Source organism: Pirellula sp. SH-Sr6A (assembly GCF_001610875.1).
Lineage (GTDB): Bacteria > Planctomycetota > Planctomycetia > Pirellulales > Pirellulaceae > JBKCUI01.
Genome location: NZ_CP011272.1, coordinates 1,070,314 through 1,085,670, shown reverse-complemented (window position 1 = coordinate 1,085,670; position 15,357 = coordinate 1,070,314). Strand labels below are relative to the sequence as shown.

The 15,357-nt window shown below is 53.1% G+C and carries 18 protein-coding genes; 2 read left to right on the top strand and 16 right to left on the bottom strand.

From position 1 onward, the window contains the following. Positions 1–172 precede the first annotated feature (172 nt). The 5 genes from VN12_RS04175 to VN12_RS04160 all read right to left on the bottom strand — a co-directional run bounded on the left by VN12_RS04175 (position 173) and on the right by VN12_RS04160 (position 3,770). A complete protein-coding gene (locus VN12_RS04175) occupies positions 173–652 on the bottom strand; it encodes a hypothetical protein (RefSeq protein WP_146675643.1) in 480 nt (159 codons plus the stop codon). A 154-nt stretch (positions 653–806) separates the two neighbouring features. Beyond that, positions 807–983 carry a hypothetical protein gene (locus VN12_RS25675; protein WP_168164209.1) on the bottom strand — a complete coding sequence of 59 codons (177 nt, stop codon included), beginning with the start codon at positions 981–983 and terminating at the stop codon, positions 807–809. Positions 984–998: 15 nt separating this feature from the next. After that, positions 999–2,282: a class I SAM-dependent methyltransferase gene (locus tag VN12_RS04170; RefSeq protein WP_146675642.1), complete on the bottom strand. Its 1,284-nt coding sequence runs from the start codon at positions 2,280–2,282 to the stop codon at positions 999–1,001. Then, on the bottom strand, positions 2,273–3,217 hold the full coding sequence (locus VN12_RS04165) for a glycosyltransferase family 25 protein (protein WP_256388134.1): 945 nt from the start codon (positions 3,215–3,217) through the stop codon (positions 2,273–2,275). The genes VN12_RS04170 and VN12_RS04165 overlap by 10 nt, the downstream gene beginning before the upstream one ends. Before the next feature lie 52 nt (positions 3,218–3,269). Beyond that, positions 3,270–3,770 (bottom strand): hypothetical protein, encoded by a 501-nt coding sequence (locus VN12_RS04160; protein ID WP_146675640.1) that lies wholly within the window; start codon positions 3,768–3,770, stop codon positions 3,270–3,272. Positions 3,771–3,893: 123 nt separating this feature from the next. Here VN12_RS04160 and VN12_RS25670 point away from each other — a divergent pair, with 123 nt between their 5' ends. Beyond that, entirely contained in the window at positions 3,894–4,253 is a 360-nt protein-coding gene (locus tag VN12_RS25670; protein ID WP_168164207.1) for a hypothetical protein, read from the top strand. Here VN12_RS25670 and VN12_RS04150 read toward each other — a convergent pair. The 8 genes from VN12_RS04150 to VN12_RS04110 are packed head-to-tail and all read right to left on the bottom strand — an operon-like array spanning position 4,250 to position 12,893. Beyond that, complete coding sequence (locus tag VN12_RS04150) at positions 4,250–5,956, bottom strand: hypothetical protein (RefSeq protein ID WP_146675639.1); 1,707 nt, start codon at positions 5,954–5,956, stop codon at positions 4,250–4,252. The two genes, VN12_RS25670 and VN12_RS04150, sit on opposite strands and share 4 nt — an antisense overlap. Then, positions 5,953–6,984, bottom strand: coding sequence for a phage minor head protein (locus VN12_RS04145; protein WP_146675638.1), 1,032 nt, complete (start codon positions 6,982–6,984; stop codon positions 5,953–5,955). Before VN12_RS04145 ends, VN12_RS04150 begins: the two co-directional genes overlap by 4 nt. Next, positions 6,981–8,360 carry a hypothetical protein gene (locus VN12_RS04140; RefSeq protein WP_146675637.1) on the bottom strand — a complete coding sequence of 460 codons (1,380 nt, stop codon included), beginning with the start codon at positions 8,358–8,360 and terminating at the stop codon, positions 6,981–6,983. Before VN12_RS04140 ends, VN12_RS04145 begins: the two co-directional genes overlap by 4 nt. Then, entirely contained in the window at positions 8,357–8,866 is a 510-nt protein-coding gene (locus VN12_RS04135) for a hypothetical protein (protein WP_146675636.1), read from the bottom strand. The genes VN12_RS04140 and VN12_RS04135 overlap by 4 nt, the downstream gene beginning before the upstream one ends. Continuing rightward, entirely contained in the window at positions 8,863–10,575 is a 1,713-nt protein-coding gene (locus VN12_RS04130; protein ID WP_146675635.1) for a hypothetical protein, read from the bottom strand. The genes VN12_RS04135 and VN12_RS04130 overlap by 4 nt, the downstream gene beginning before the upstream one ends. A gap of 1 nt (position 10,576) precedes the next feature. Next, a complete protein-coding gene (locus VN12_RS25665) occupies positions 10,577–11,986 on the bottom strand; it encodes a hypothetical protein (protein ID WP_168164206.1) in 1,410 nt (469 codons plus the stop codon). Between the two features lie 3 nt (positions 11,987–11,989). Next, positions 11,990–12,346, bottom strand: coding sequence for a hypothetical protein (locus VN12_RS04115; protein ID WP_146675633.1), 357 nt, complete (start codon positions 12,344–12,346; stop codon positions 11,990–11,992). Between the two features lie 13 nt (positions 12,347–12,359). Next, the gene (locus VN12_RS04110; RefSeq protein ID WP_146675632.1) at positions 12,360–12,893 is read right to left on the bottom strand and encodes a hypothetical protein; all 534 of its coding nucleotides are present in this window, start codon (positions 12,891–12,893) and stop codon (positions 12,360–12,362) included. Positions 12,894–13,120: 227 nt separating this feature from the next. On the opposite strand from VN12_RS04110, the gene VN12_RS04105 reads away from it, so the two are divergent. Beyond that, a complete protein-coding gene (locus VN12_RS04105) occupies positions 13,121–13,441 on the top strand; it encodes a hypothetical protein (RefSeq protein ID WP_146675631.1) in 321 nt (106 codons plus the stop codon). Here VN12_RS04105 and VN12_RS04100 read toward each other — a convergent pair. The 3 genes from VN12_RS04100 to VN12_RS04090 are packed head-to-tail and all read right to left on the bottom strand — an operon-like array spanning position 13,410 to position 15,312. Continuing rightward, positions 13,410–13,988, bottom strand: a complete 579-nt coding sequence (locus VN12_RS04100; protein WP_146675630.1) for a hypothetical protein — start codon at positions 13,986–13,988, stop codon at positions 13,410–13,412. The genes VN12_RS04105 and VN12_RS04100 overlap by 32 nt on opposite strands. Next, positions 13,988–14,791 (bottom strand): hypothetical protein, encoded by an 804-nt coding sequence (locus VN12_RS04095; protein ID WP_146675629.1) that lies wholly within the window; start codon positions 14,789–14,791, stop codon positions 13,988–13,990. Before VN12_RS04095 ends, VN12_RS04100 begins: the two co-directional genes overlap by 1 nt. After that, complete coding sequence (locus VN12_RS04090; protein ID WP_146675628.1) at positions 14,791–15,312, bottom strand: hypothetical protein; 522 nt, start codon at positions 15,310–15,312, stop codon at positions 14,791–14,793. Before VN12_RS04090 ends, VN12_RS04095 begins: the two co-directional genes overlap by 1 nt. Positions 15,313–15,357: the final 45 nt, after the last annotated feature.

Here is a 15,357-nt window from a genome sequence, read left to right as displayed (position 1 = left end):
AGCCGATCATTTTGATACACGGGGCGTGGCTCAGCCTGGTAGAGCGCTGCGTTCGGGACGGCTAAAAACAGGCAAATCCCTGTTAAATCACAGGTTTTCCACGGTGTAAAATGGTGCATAACCTGTTCAGAACTAGAACCGTGGTGCCGTTTTGGTGCCACCTCGGTGCAACCTAGGGTTTTGCTTCTTTTATGGTTCTGATCACTGACCTGTGATGTTTCTTGACCGGATCGAAAATTAGTCTTTTGTATTCTTCGAACGATAAATTGCGATCCTTCAAGAAATCGATAACCGAATCACAATCTGGGATCATGGGTTTTCCATATTCCCGTAGCGAGTCATAAACGATGTAAAGCGGAGGATTTGTCATGTCGTTGACGTAACCGACCAACCACAGAGCTAAAAATCCATTACCAGTGTTGTAGTTTGTGCGTAAAGCATGTCGGAACGGAGGATTACTGACCAACGCGCCGTAAACATACTTTCTAGCGAGTTCCATCGAGTCACCATCCTGTAAAACAACTTTGAATAAAAGTCGCTTCGCTATCTCTTTGTCGCTACATGCAAAAGCCACCTTGTTCAGTTCAGCAGCAACTACTCGAAAACCCATCTCTACGCCATCTATGGCTAGTTTCTGTGCTTCTGAATGCATTGAGTCAACCTTGGTCAGAGAAAAGGGCCACCCTCTTAAAAACACGTAAGGTTGAGAACGTTTTTCAAGAGAGTGACGACGGTAGCTACCCGTCTGCCCAGTATCGTTTTAGCAAGATAGCAAAGAAAAGCGAGTGTCGATTTTTTTCCGTCAACTAGGGATCGTTGAAAATGTCCGGAGTCTGGCCAAAATAGCCGGTATTTGTCCGAAGTTTTTCCGGATTTCCACCAAAACGCGGGGTAAATGCGGGGTAGACGCCCCCCAAACGTCCCCCGTAGTCCCCCGTCAGAATCATTTCAGAAATGACACCAAAATGACGGTAGATTGACACCGTAAATTTTGGTAGTTACGGCTTCCGGATAAACCATGTCCAATCGGTATCGAGTTCTACCGGCAAACCCTCGAGCGCGGCGAACTCGTCAACCGCTTCCTTGACGCCTCCTGCGAATCCTGGATGGGCGTAATCGTGCCCCGCGAGCCATCCACCAGAACGAACCTTTGGCCACCATGCGTCGATGTCCTCTGCGCATCCTCTCTTGGAGTGGTCCCCGTCGATGAACACCATATCGAAGTGCCCATTGTCGAACCGTGGAGCCGCTTTGACCGATGTCGACCGGACGAAATCGATTCGCTTCTGCGAGAGGAGAAACCAATTGTGGGCCTGCGCCTCCTGGTAGGCTTGCTCATGGTCCGCATCAGACATGTTGGCCACGTAGTCGCCAGTATGTCGGTAGTCGTCGGTAGAGACGTTTCGCCATGGGTCTACCGCGGTGATGCGCGAGCGGTTCCGTTGCTGGCCGATGATCGCGGTGCTGTATCCCTTGTAGACTCCTACCTCGCAATACTGGTAGGCTCCATGCACATCCGGCAGCCTTTTTAGGATAGCTGAATCCTTACAGCCATCGAAGCCATTCCCCAGCGACCTGCGCGCGAGGAATCCACAAAAAGAGTTATGCAAAAGTAAATCTTCTTGTGGGAAGTGGCCGAACTCCGAGATGATCCGATTGGTGAGGTGGTAGCAATAAGCGTTCGGGTTGTAGAGTCCTCGATCGAACTGGAAATCCCCCCAGTGCCTTGTCTGGTGGAAATAACCAGACCGATACCAGGCAATGTAGTGATGCTCCCAATGCGGCGAGAAGTGGAGCATGTCATCGCCCAAGTGCGTGCGGAGATGGTTGATCGACCACTCGCCTAGGTCGAGATACTGCAATCCCGCTGCGCCTTTGTCTTTCACGAGCTGCGATTGGCGATCCAGGAGGAGCTTTAGGAATCGGTTCCCAGGCTCGGGGCATTGCATGTAGAACTGGGAAATGTCGCGGCAGTGGTAGTCCTGGTAGATGTACCCGACACGTCCTCTCTCCATTGGTACATGCTCCATTTCTCGAAGGTGGAAGCAATCTGCATCGATCCACGCTCCCCCGAAGTGATAGAGATACCAGACTCGGAAAACGTCGGAGAAATGGACCGTGCTGAGTCCTCGGAACTGCGATAGGAATTCCTCGCCTCCAGGCAGTTCCGCAATGGTTGCATAGGTGAACACCTTCGCGCCTGGGTTGTGCCTCAGGAGCGAATCAACGCACATTTTGGCGATTGGCTTGGTGATGTGTTCGGCAAGTGTGATCAGTTGCATTGCAATTCCCTTTCTTGGGCGAGAGCGTCAATCGCGTCGTCGGTTGTTTCTGCGACAACATGGATCCAGCGGGCGAAGTTGAACTTCTGGACCTTTTCCCACGTCAACGCAGGATGGTAGAGGCAGGGAATTTTCTGTTGGTCCCGAACGACCTCCCTCCGCGTCCATTCGAACCATTCGCGAAGCCGGATCTCGGGGTAGAAGTGCCCGACAGCTTCGCAAACTCCCCGATCCAGACCTTCGTCATTTTGCCAATATCCCTTATGCCATCCGCGAAGCTGCAATTCCTTTGCAACCTCCATCGGGGCCTCCAGAAACACGCATCGCGGGTCGAGCAAGATTGGATGATCAACAGCACAATCTTCAGGGTTTGGCCAATAGGTCGGCTTGTTGAACTTGCCCGAAATGTTGCTCCATCCTTCGCCCTGGCCAACTATCCACCGCTTCGGCGCGTAGACCGCGAATTTCCCTTGCTCATGCAACCTTCCGAGGTGGTGGTCTATATGTTCCTCCTTTGCGAAAGGGAGGCTCATGAGGTGGTCATAGATGTCAAAGTACCCTCTCGAATGGACGGCGAAACAATGCGTTCGGTTGACATTGAAGGGCATGAAGATCCAGTCGTTTATCCTCTGGGGTGGATGCTTGATCTCTTTCAGAAGTTGCCCGCCGAGGTAAAGTTGCTGCCAGTCGTTCGGGATGTTCTCCATGATCGATGCGATGTCGTTTTCGAAGTCAGGAGAAAAGATCGCGTCATCTTCGAACACAACATAGGATTCCAGCTTGTTGGCGATCGCATATTCTAGGATTTGCATGTGCGACCTGTAGCATCCCCACGCGCCATTCCCAGCTTTCCAGTATCTCGGGGCCTTCACTGTGTCACCATGGACCGCGGGCCAATGTGTAACGCCTCCGATGCACTCTGGGACCGACCGCATGAAGCGCTCGAGCCTCTCTGTCTTGAACGGAAGGTTGATAACAAATGCCTGGCTAAAGGGTTTTTTCATACTTTCTCGCCTTTTTGATCGCCGCACGAACTAGCCGCCTGGCTAACTCAGCTTGCAATGGTTTTGGAACCCATTTCACTCCGTGCATTTCCGCTCCCTCCATGAGCCACCCAACGATTGTTTCGATTTCTCGTTCGCACTTATCCACCCCCCAATGGTCCATGATCGCGGCGCGACTTCGACAGTAGCACGCTCCATCCTCTGGCTTGGCGATCCACCAAAGCGAGGATGAAAGAATCCTTCCCGTTCCGATCCTGGATCCGATCGCTTTGAGCAAGTATCCATGCTCGGCCCGATCGAATAATCCGTTGCGATGAAGCGTTGACAGCGCCACCGATACGGTGACCTTGTTGAGCGTTTGCTCTTTTCCGTAGGCCATGCAATTCTCGCACGCACTATCTGTGATCTTCGCAATCGGCAATGGCACTTTTGCAAGGTCCGATACCAATTGGCATGAGTCTTCTTTTCGTAGTGGGCATTTCATAGAGGTGAACAGCTATCCTCGATCTGATCCCATGTTTGGTTTGCTTCGTTCCACGAAAACACGCAAAAACCTTCCGCACACGCTTCATCGGGAGTTCCCGGGTCGTTCGATCGACACTCCGATATGAAAATATCCCCATCGAAAGCCCCAGGCGAACCTGGCGCCGATGTACAGGAGCAGAACCCCAGGATTGCCTTTGACGAAGACGACGAAGAGGAAGATGAACTGGAGCTAGAACTTTCGGAACTTGAATCAGAACTGCTTTCGCTCCCGCTGCTTGAATCGCTGCTGCTGTCGCTACTGGAATCGCTATCGGAGCTGCTGCTATCTGAACTGGAGCTATCCGAGCTTGACGAAGCCGAGGACGAACTTAGCGAACTGGAGGACGATGGAGAACTCGACGCGCTCGAGGTGCTACTGGAGGAAGAAGAGCTTGACGAAGTACAGCAACATGGCATCCATGTCATAGGGGCAAACTCCTAGCATGTTGTTCCGTTGCCAGCGTAATCTCCCCCGAGTTCAGTACACGCATCAAGCGTAGTCACGATGCAAATCGTGCCGAGCTCCTCGATATAAGCCTCGCAGGCTCCTGTTGGGTCGGATGGAGCCGGTGTCTGATTGCACTTCGCCTGGATGATGTAATGGCGGTTGTACCGAGTTCGAATCGCCAGCCCCCGATTGCCAGCGGTTAGGATGTCGGTGAATATCCCTTCGGGGTCTTCAAGAATGCCAGCAATCACGGGAAATGCTGGTTCCGATAGGTTGGTGAACGTCGCCGTGCAGATTCCACCGTACCAGTTGGAGGTCATCAGGAAGCGTTCTAACGTATCGCTCACCGACGACGTGCTGAGAGTCGCCACCCACTTAAATTCCGTCGGCCACATCGCAACTCGCGTGTTCGCCGTGATGCTGTCCGGGTATGCAATCGCATAGACGAAATAGCCAGAATCGACATAACTCCCGCCATCGATCGAAACGAAGTATTTCACCTTTGCAATGTCGGAATTGAGCAGGCCGGTATCGGTCGTTTCCCCGACTATGCATGCCTGTAGCTCAAATTCTTTGCGATTGATCCAAGGGAAAGGGGGTGAGTAATTCTTGCACTGCGTTGCGTGCCCCGTCTCATGGTTCGATAGCCACCAAGTAACTTCACGCATGGTGGATCCCGGTGCTATGGCAATCATTCCATAGTAGGTTTCGTCAAACAGTTCACTTTCTGCTTTGAACCAATCCTCGACCGCTTGGAGGATTACCGTTTTCCTCGCTGCCTTCACGGTCTTGGAGGTTTCGTCGGCAATTTCATGATCGCGGATGACGACATACTTTTTGCCGCTTCCGAAGGTTCCTGTATCGCTTTCCACGCTTCGAATTGGAAAGTGTTCCGCTGGCCAAATGATCGCGCCGCCGTGCTTGTCCTTCTCTTCCAGTTCGATCTCTACTTTCTCGATCAACCTTCCCTCGCTCTCGGCGGTCGTCAGAGTTGCGAGACTGTAGGAGGCGGAAAGGCTGACGATGCTTAGGGCGTTAGAAAAAGGGTCGAACTTGAGCGTGCATCCGAGAGTCGCAAGGAATGCATCGAGTACCTCCGCACAGCTTCCTTTGCAATGGATGTTGGCCGGTGTTTCCGTGGGCGATGCGCTAAGGGTTGGAACTGTCAAATCCGTTGCGCCGAATATCTCCTCGACGATCTCAGTATTGCTGTAAGGGACATTTGACGCTTTGCAATACCGCTCATCGTAGAACGTGTACGGATTGTCGGCTCCATCGACTGCTAGGAGAAAAACTTGATTAAAAACCCTGTCTATACCGGCGCGCTCGAGCTTAACCCGCTTGTCGCGAAGCGTCAGCCACACATTACCGAGCTCATCGACCTCGGAGATTTCGCATGCGAGATACCCCTTCCATTCAATTGTTTGGTCCGTCGAGAAGACTTCCGCGTCATCCTCTCGCGACAGAACGGAACAACGAATCGTTAGCTCCTCAGTAGAGTCAATGAGGTCAATTGCATCGGTTTGACGAAAGTAGAGGCAGGCTCGGCCGGACTTCGCGCCCAACGCGCACTCTATGAACATGTCACGCGGGTCGTTGGCTTCGTCTGGAATGATCACCTCTCGCATCCCAAGTGCGTCCGGGTCATCGAGATTCTCTATCCCTACCATCCATTTGTATGCATAGACCTTTGTCATGCTGCTATCGCAACCCTTCCGCGTGTTCCAAAGTTGGGGTTATGTGGAAACGGAATGAAACTATCTCGCCATTCTGGGCGCTCCGGAGGAACACCCGTCTTGAGCCATTGTCGAGCCTCCTCGACTCCTGCGCGTGCGGCCGCATCAACGGTCATTGGCCGAACTCCGCACCTACATTGATAATCCCAAGGGGGTGTAAATCGATCCCAGAAAGGATCATCTCGCCGATAGATGTTTGTACCACTCAGCCCGAATTTCTCTAAGTCCTTATGGGTCTGCCTGGCTCGCTTGTCGTGGACAGCAATGTATCGCTGATAAGGGAACAGCTCTGTTACGATTGGATCACTGACAAGGGTCTCGCGACCATCTCGAAAAGCGGCCTGTACGTTTGTTCGATAGATGTTCTCCACGCGGGCTGGACCTATTCCGGATTTCTCCAGCGTGTCGCCGAGTTTCTTTTTGAACTCCTTGAACGATGCGCCTTCGTTCAGGTCGTTCACGATCACATCGCGAACCTTTGCGATAGTGTCGTTGGTCACATCGCCAGTGATGAAAAACGCTCGCTCTCGCGCGTCGATGCTGGCCGCTTCCCATTGGTCTCGGGTAAGAACGTTTCGCTGGCTCAGTCGCTCCGCTGCTTTCTCTATCAACGGGAATCGCAATCTCGGCTCCGGATCGAACATATCCATCAGCCGGAAGTAGTTTGGCGGGAGAGGTGGAGGAGTTTGGAACGTCCTGATTCCGGTGGTGAACTCTCGCCACAACCACGCGGGGAACTGCTTCGAAAGGTCATTCATGCCGGTGACGAATCCAGCCATGTCGGTATCGGTGAGATGATCGATCATCAGCGGGGACATTCGATTGAGAACCGCTGTTGTGGAACGGATCATGCGGTCTGTGTTGAATGGCTCAAAGCTCGACTCGATGGCGCGCAAAATTTCCCGTCGAGCCTCGGAGTAGATCAATTCTGCCCCGACGATCGATTTACCGAACACCATTTCCAGCGGATCGGATACTAGGTCGCTCATTTCGATTCGACGGTCTCACAGGGGATTGTTGGAGAGTCCTTCTTCTTTCGAACCTTGATGGCCATTCTCGCAGCCCTGACCATCGACCCGGCATCAAGAACGCCACGCCCGACCGCCTGGATAGGGTCGAACGAAGGGATTTGCATCCCATAGCCTGGCTGTGCGTCCTTTCTCTTCGCGCCCTGCATTTCCATTGCCTGGAGGGCAAGCGGCTTGTGGCAAATCTCGTACTCAGGAACACATCCCCAGTTGAGCTCGGCAATCGGGTCGAGCGTTCTCCGAAGGTCTGCAAGAATCTGAGTCACCCACGAATCGAGGCCCGCATAGAATGCTGAAAGCGGGATGGACTTTCCCTCCCAGGCCCCGGAACCATCGTTGCTGATAGCACCGTCAGGGATCTCCATCCCCTTTCGAATTTCTTGGTCGAGGTCTTTGGGATACTGAAGAATGTGAGCTGGGTTGCTGGCTACTGTGGCATCTTCAATTCTCCACTTAGGGTTTCCTTGGTCGTCCATTTCCGACGGCGCCGTTATCACACCTCCAGACATTCTTTGCTCTGCAAGCTGCAAGGCAATGTCCCGAGCTGGAATGATTCTCCCATCGTCCAAAGGTATCCCTTCGTTCGGATAGAACACCTTCATTCCGCCATAAGCATCCTTGTGCATGTAGAGGCGTCGCGTATCGAGGGCCCCACCTCGGAGCCACTTATCGGCCCAAGGGCTGAACGCTCCCAATAGAATCGAGTAGCTGTACTTCTCTCCGTTTTCCGGTCGGAAACGCACGAAGTATGAATACGGGAACGGAACCGGAATTGCGCCACCGCCCTGAACGCCATTGATGCGAACTCCCCAGGGCTTTCCTGTGCTCTTGATCTCCATTAATCGGCAGTCTTGCGGGTGTCTTGGAAGAAGCTGATCGATCTCGATCAAGTTTGCATCGGTGAGCTTTAGAATCACTTCACCTCCAGACCACCCCCAAACCTGGGACGAAAGAACACCTGGAAGGTAGTTGTTCCAAATAGCCTGGAGTTGCCGATTCACCCACTCCCCAACGATCGGATTGCGAGCCTTAACGCCTGGCTTCCATACCGGTTGGCCGTTTTCGTCTTTCCCATCTTTGTAGGCAAACTCCACCGACTGCACCGGGGCGGCTCGCATCGCTAAGCAAAGGCGAACCTCTGGATCTTGCAACATGGCCTGAACGGCTCGGAAGTCGAATGGGGGAAGGTCGCGGAAGTTTCGGAAGTAGACGGTGGGGACATAGGTCCCCGTATGCGCCTTGGTCGTTCGCTTCTTTTCTGTTGGTGGTTCAAATGTGACATTTGTGGGCTGGTTTGCTCCTACAAATGTTTGTGTCTGGAATTCAATTGTCGTCACGACTTAACCCCTTGCTTGCGTGTCTTTTCTTCCACATACGCGGCGAAGGCTTTCGACTTCATCTTTTGCGCGAGCTGTTCATCTTCAAAGGCGGTTAGGTAGAGGTAATAAACACCTTCGTAATCCGTCTTCGCAAAGTCGCCGTCCGCAATGCGTTTTCTGCATCGCAGCTTATCAACATTCTGGATGAATCCTAGCTTCTCAATTTCCGATAGCTTGGAGGCATCGATTCCGTACCAGAACGCAACCTCTGCGTCGGTCTCGATCGTGTCTTTTGAGTGAACGCAAAGACGATTTACGATGATCCAGAATTGCCAAGCCGCTGAAAGCGTCGCATCGTTGAATCCGTTGTCTCGCAGCCATCCGGAGACTTGCCCAAGGAACTTTATGGTTGGTCGAAGGTTCCCTGTTGCGGTAATTTCCAATGACTGTTCGAATTTCGCGATGGCCCGATAAGCCTTCACTAGAGAAATGGTCCCGGTCGTTGTATCGATGGTGATGATCATTCAACGCCCCCGTTTTCGTCTTTAGGGTTGAGTTTGGTCAATGGGCGATCGAGTCGATACTTTTGCTTCCAAACTGCTGCGAACAATGGCTGGCAAAAGTGCGTACCCATGAACTTTTGAGCATAGACGCCCTTACCGATCGGCCTGTAATAGTTGCCTCCGACTAGAATCCTTCCAGGCTTCGGTATCTGATACCCGACTCGCTCAGCATACCCCTGCAAAATGAACTCCTGCGAACCGGCCCTTTCTTCAATCCATCGAGTCGCGCCTTCTTCCTCCACATCTGGCAGGGCTGCGTCGATGTTGCTGGGGCTGAAAGTCTTGTGTAGAAGATCGTTCTCGCGAAGGCTCACAGCGGTATAGGCTGGACTATTTTCGTTGTACTTGAAGACCGCCTCGTATTTGAGCCAGCTCTTATCCGCAGGTGGCTTGGAGTTGCAGAGGGATGGAGGCGGAACCGTAGGCTTGGTCAATACGTTTGGATAATCCCCACCTCCTCCAGGAAAGTTGTCGCATAGGTCAACAATCCTTTCGATTTGGGGCTCATGCTTCAATCCAGAGTATCCGTACTGGACTTGCGATTGCCCACCCTGGAGAGGCTGCAAGACTTTCGTGCTTGTGCTCCATGCAGCCCAGTTATCGAGTTCATCCGAAACCGTTTGGAACAATCCGGACTGATTGAAGACGTTGATAACGTCTAGCTGACTCAGAAAGTAGTAGTTCAGCGAAAACGAAACTCGGTTCGAAAATATTTCCTCTTCAACATCGAGAGAATAGATAAATACGGTGTCAGTGGAAAAGTTGATTCGCTTCTGGAATAGTCCACGAAAAATAAGCCAAGCTCGCGATTTGCTTTCAGTCGGGGCAAGCTCTACCGTCATCGAAATGGAATTCGAGACTCGCGCTAGCTGAACAGCTCTTGACCAGTTAACACGATGTTTCGCCTGAATATCGACGACCCCCTGCGGCCAAGCGTTCGGGCTGCTGATTTCGCGATCGATGATCGTGTAGTTCGCTACCCTCTTATCCAGGGATATGTTCCAATCTACGGTTCGTCGAAAGTTGTCAGGTTTCGCGTGATCGATCAGGTTTCGATAGCGATCGACCGAATCGACTAGAGCCCTTCCCCCGAGTTGTCTTGTAAGAGCAATCTCAACTCGCCCATTGATTGTGCGTGTCGTGTACCCTTTGTCGTCGTAAGAGAATCCAATTTCGTAGTTGTGTGATTTTAGACCCGTGAATTTTGGGGGCGCGTCTCCACTGCAAATCGGTATTCGAAATTCGCACTCCCAAACAACCTCAACAGCGTGCGTATGGCCAACGGGGGTCCATCGAAGAATTCTTGGCTTCGGGCCCCAGGAAACATCCCTAACCCCCCCCGCTGATTGATTGATCTCTAAGTGTGGTCCAAATCCGTCATGGAGGATGCTAAGCTGCCCCCCAGCCTTACTTAGTGCCTGCCTTGCTCGGTGCATGGTAGGTCCAGCGAACGCGGCGATGTTCTGCCATTGTGCATCTGGCTCAAGAGATGAGTTGAACACTGGCGAGTTGTATTGTTCCTCATTGGTGATGAGTGTCGTAACTCGCACAACGAACTTGGTCTCAATGACAGTCCAGTCCGCCTGGTCGTAAACGAATTCCTCATCTACTTCGACATTACTGCGATCTGGGAACTGGTATCCGTTGTATGTGACGATTGAAAGACCCATCCTAGTTCTCTCCCGGCTTTTTACGTCTAGGCTTCGGGTCTCCGTCGTCGTCTATTTCCATAGCAAGAATCGCCATTAACATGGGGTCAGGTTCAGTCTGTTTCAATTTCTCCTTATCCCCCCAAGCAGAAGCCATGTGCTTCATAAGTTCAGCCTGCTCTTTCACGATCTCTCGCCGTTCTTTGACAAGATCGGCAATCTCCGCCGCCGCTTTCGCATCATCGTCCTTTCCTGGAGTCCAGCTCGCTATTGCTAGATCAATTGCAGCCGAAGCCCCTTCGAGACTGTTGATTCCCTTTCGCATTTCCGCCAAAAGGATCGCCGCGCCATCGTTAAGCGAAACCAATATAGGTTCGATAACCTTAATGCTTCCAAGAATGTCGGTCCAAAGCTTTTCCATTTGATTGGAAACATTCCCTCTGGACTCTTCTACTCTTCCAAATGATCCACCGACCTTATTCGCGCGATCGAGCATGTTCATTTCGGTGTTTACCTGTGCCCTCGCGCGAGCAAGTGAGACAGATGCCGAATAGTTCTCGATTTTCCCCGCTTCTTCCGTGAACTTGTCGCTCAACAGTTTGGCAGCCACTGCTGCGGCCGCAAAGGATGCTACCACTGCACCAACAGCAAGCCCTACAGGGTTTGCAACGGCTGCGGCTCCTGCCCCTGCTGCTCCAGCGGTAGCGGCAGCGCCCCCAGCAACGCTGGTTCCCCCGGCTGCTGCCGCCCCGCTGGCTGCTCCAAATCCGAGACGGGTCGCTACTGCGGTCCCGGCTCGTCTGGCAAAGCCTAGCGCTGCCCTGCCTGTTCTTGTTCGTCCTGCTGCTCGAACGGCTCTCTGTGCGAATTGTGAGCCTGTACGGAACGCTCGTTGAGCTGCGCGGCCAACGCGAGTTCTCCCCAGGAACTGGTTCCCGCGATCTCGCACGAAACGGAACGCAGTTCGAAGCCCCGAGGTGGTTCCCGACTCGTTTCTAGTTTCATCGCTCGGAGGTGGTGTTGGATTCACTGGCTGAACGGGCGGGATCACCCGCGGTTGATCGGCGGATCCTGGATTCTGCACCGGAGGCGGAACGGTGGTATTTCCGTCCGCGTCCCGAGGCGCCAAAGCGTTGATAAGTCGTTCGATTGGTATCCGGAAGGACTCGGGCGCAAATCGATCCGCAAGCGTGAGCATTGCATCGCGTAAGCTCGCTAGAAGGTCGGCCGATAAATTACCCGCCTGCCCCGCTGCACTCTCCGCTGGGGCCTGTGGTGCGTTTGGCGATGATGGCGCAGTGGTATCCGTGGAGACTGGAGGAGTCGCAGGGGTTCCGCTGTCCTGGTTGAAGTTCGGCGGTGGCTGGTTGAATGCGGCCTGCTCTTCGGGAGAACCGTCAACGAGCCGGATTACAATCCCGGTCTCTTCCATTCGCTATGCTCCACTCACGATGCGGTCGACTGTTTCCTGAATATCCGTATTCATCGTGGCAAACTGCGTGTTCACCACGTTGTAAATCCGAAACGCTGCGGTGGGTGTGCATCCTTTGCATTCTTGCAATTCCAACTGAGATGCGAGCGCTTGCAAAAACTCGATCGTTGGATTCTTGACGTTCGGTGAGTCATCAACCCGCATCCCTGCGGTTCGCTCCAAGCTTTCGATGATCAGCTTGATTTCCAGAACGTCGTACTCCCAACGCTCGGGCTTGCCATCGACAACGATCTCGAAAGATCTTCGGCCGGTATCAAGTTTGAGCGATGGTTCACTTTTAAGCATGGTGGGGGATTGCATGGTTTGCCTTCTGTTAGGTCTCGGTCCCGAACTCACCGCCGCCAACGCCCGTGGATTGAACGTGAGGCGTCGGGTAGTGCCGGAACTTGATAGGAACATCTCGGAGTTGCGTACCGAACAGCTCCCGAACGGGGTAGTTCTCTGCGAGGATCGATCGAGGGAGGGTACGAGTCAGCGGGTTCACAGATGTCGCGCCCGTTCCGCCGTTGGCGTTGATGACCGTCCCAGTGAGGAGCGACGTGAGTACCAACGATTTCACAACCGCGTGCTGTCGATCCATGACGCCAACAACGGCATTGGTGAGCGTCGTTGCTGCCCCGTTGTAGGGTTTGATAATGTCTGCCATTGCTGCGGCGTCGGCCTCGATAAACGTCACCATCGACGTGAGGTCCATCCCGAGGTAAATGGCATCCTGTGGAGCTTGGCCCATCCAATCGCCAGTGATCAATCGCTTGAACAGTTGACGTTCAAACATGATCCCTTCCGCGGACTGCCCGCAAACCTTCGAGTTGTATCCAATTAAATATGCACCTGCTACGAATCCCATTTTCTTACCTCGCGTGTAAAGCGTGTCCCGTTAAATCTGGAGTAGTGACTTTCAAACAGTCGAGGCAGTTCGCTATTCGCCGATCGCCTGTTGCCAACTCGTGATTCTCGGGGGTTGAGATTACGTGTCGTTTGTTTTCCGTGTCGCATGCTATGCGGTATCGCAAACCACCGGAGCCAACCAAATGGCCCATACGGTCTTGAACCAGTAGATGCGTCTTTGCCAACATGCCAACCAAAGGGGCATGCGTCGCGCCACACTTGGGGCATGGCATCAAGGTATCTTCGATTTGGAAACGGAATTCGAGCCCGTTTTCCGCACATTTCGGATTTGCACAAAACGCGAAGTTTGGTTGCTTGTGTGTTCGTTCGTTGGGGATCACTATCCCCGAGTTCGTCGTTGCATTTGGCAATGGCTTGATCGATGCGAGGATCTCCGAAACTCGCTGTGATTCCTCGGTGAGCTTGCTGGCAAACGCGGGAACGGCCGTAACGCTAGGGCACTTCCAAAGCATGGTTACACCCTCCCCGTTGGCGTTAGCTGGTTGATGTACTCGATTCGTCGCATGCCTCCGAAGTACACGCTTCGCATCATCGCGATGTAGTCCGTGGTTCCGTCCTTGGCGGTATGGCCTCCACCATAGATTTCGCCTGTCACCATCCTTGGTTTTGCATCCACTCGCGACAATCGCAAGGTCTCAATAAACGGTTTGGCTGTTGGGTAGTCTTGATACAGCTTGGCATTTGCAAGGCTCATCACGTCGTTTTGCCAATCAAGTGCGAGCATTACGCGACTTACTTCATGGTTGAGCCCTTTCAATCGAGTCAAGAAAATACTTCGCTTTCGATCGCTGGCAGAAAGGATTCGGCTAATGACAGCGACCTGGACGGAGTGAATAACATCCTGAACGCCACCGGAGGTGTTTTGCTTTGCTCCTGGGGATATTCCTCCAGGGATCACAGCGAAGTAAATATCTCCTGCGATCGCTGGTATCTGTTCGTCCGGTTCGCAGTCGCATTGCAACTCTCCAAGACTTAGCTTTTTTCGAAGTACATCCCGAACAGCTTCGAGGAAGTATGTTTCAGCGTTAAGCATCAAGCGGCCTCCAACGAACGACGAAGGAACGCGGAGACCGCTTGCATGCCCACTTTGGTCCATCGCTCCACCCAAACGGGAGGAACTTTGTCAGGGAATATCTGTCGCTTCGGTACGCCCTTACCCTCGTTGTGCGCCCCGGCGTATTTGACCGTGGTTCCAACAACGATTCCGTCCGTCAGCGGCATAAAGACTTGTTGATCACCCCCTTCCCCTGTTGGTTTCTGATAGTTGGTGCCATCGAAGTATCCAGGCGATATGGAATTGAAAAGAATTCCCGTATCGCGAAGGATGTCCACTTGCCTATTTCCGTAAACTTCGAGCTTCGTTTTCGCGCCCTCTTCCTTGATCGTTTTCCATGCGATCGATGCGGCGATTGCTTTTGCCTCTGCCAACGACTTGCGAGGCGCTAACCAAGCGAGCTTTTGCGAGTAGATCTGCCTCCATCGCTTTTGCTGTGCCGCGGTGAGTAGCCCCGAGTTCTTTCCGATGCCTCGGTTGTTTCCACGGCCAAGCCCCGCGGCTCGCCTTAGTTCGGCTTTCTCCCCCGGTCCAAAGCGTCGGCCGTATGCGAGGTACGCTTGGGATAGTGGGGGCCAGCGAACGCCATCCTCCCCAGTCCCTCCGCGAGCTTTGACAATGAAAGCCTCCTGGATGTCCGAAATGGCCTGGAAGCCGATCGAATAGAAAACGCTGCGAGCCAACCCGCCTTGGTCCGGCGTCTTGCCCGTCAATTGCCCAATCAGAGCCGCGACAGCTCGCCGCGCGTCTTCCTTGCGTCCATGGAATGGTAAATCTCCCATTACCCAGCACCTCCGAAGAATCGTTGGGTGTCGCGTCGTTGCGTGCTATCGACATGCGTCGACGTCTGAGGAACAACGCGAACTCGTTGATTCGGATAGAGGCGATCAATAGTGAGATTCGAGACCGATGGGTATTGCCCCTTCGATCCTGCGAGAAGGTTCCCGTTTTCGTCAATCAAAACAATTTGCTTCGCAATGATCTGATCGAGAAGACCGTCCTTTTCGACGATTTCGAGATACCGGCGCTCGAGTGATTCGGGGATTGGGTTCCCTCGGCGAGTGCAGAGAGTCCGTGCCGCGATGACTGTCGCGAACTCGGTAACGATGGTTGCTCTCGCGATCGAATCGAGAGGGAAACGCGAAGCGAGTCGGCCGTATAGAAAACCGTCCGCGTAGGTGATGCAATCATCGGTGATCAGTCCGTCCGATCCTTGCTGATCGTGCTCGGTGAAGGAAACAAGTCCCTCAGCCGAGAGGAAGCGTTCTAGCGTCTCGCTGTCGGTCAGGGGTGTAAGAGGCATTGGTAACAACCATAGTTGTGGGATGTGTTTGGTTAGAAACCGGAC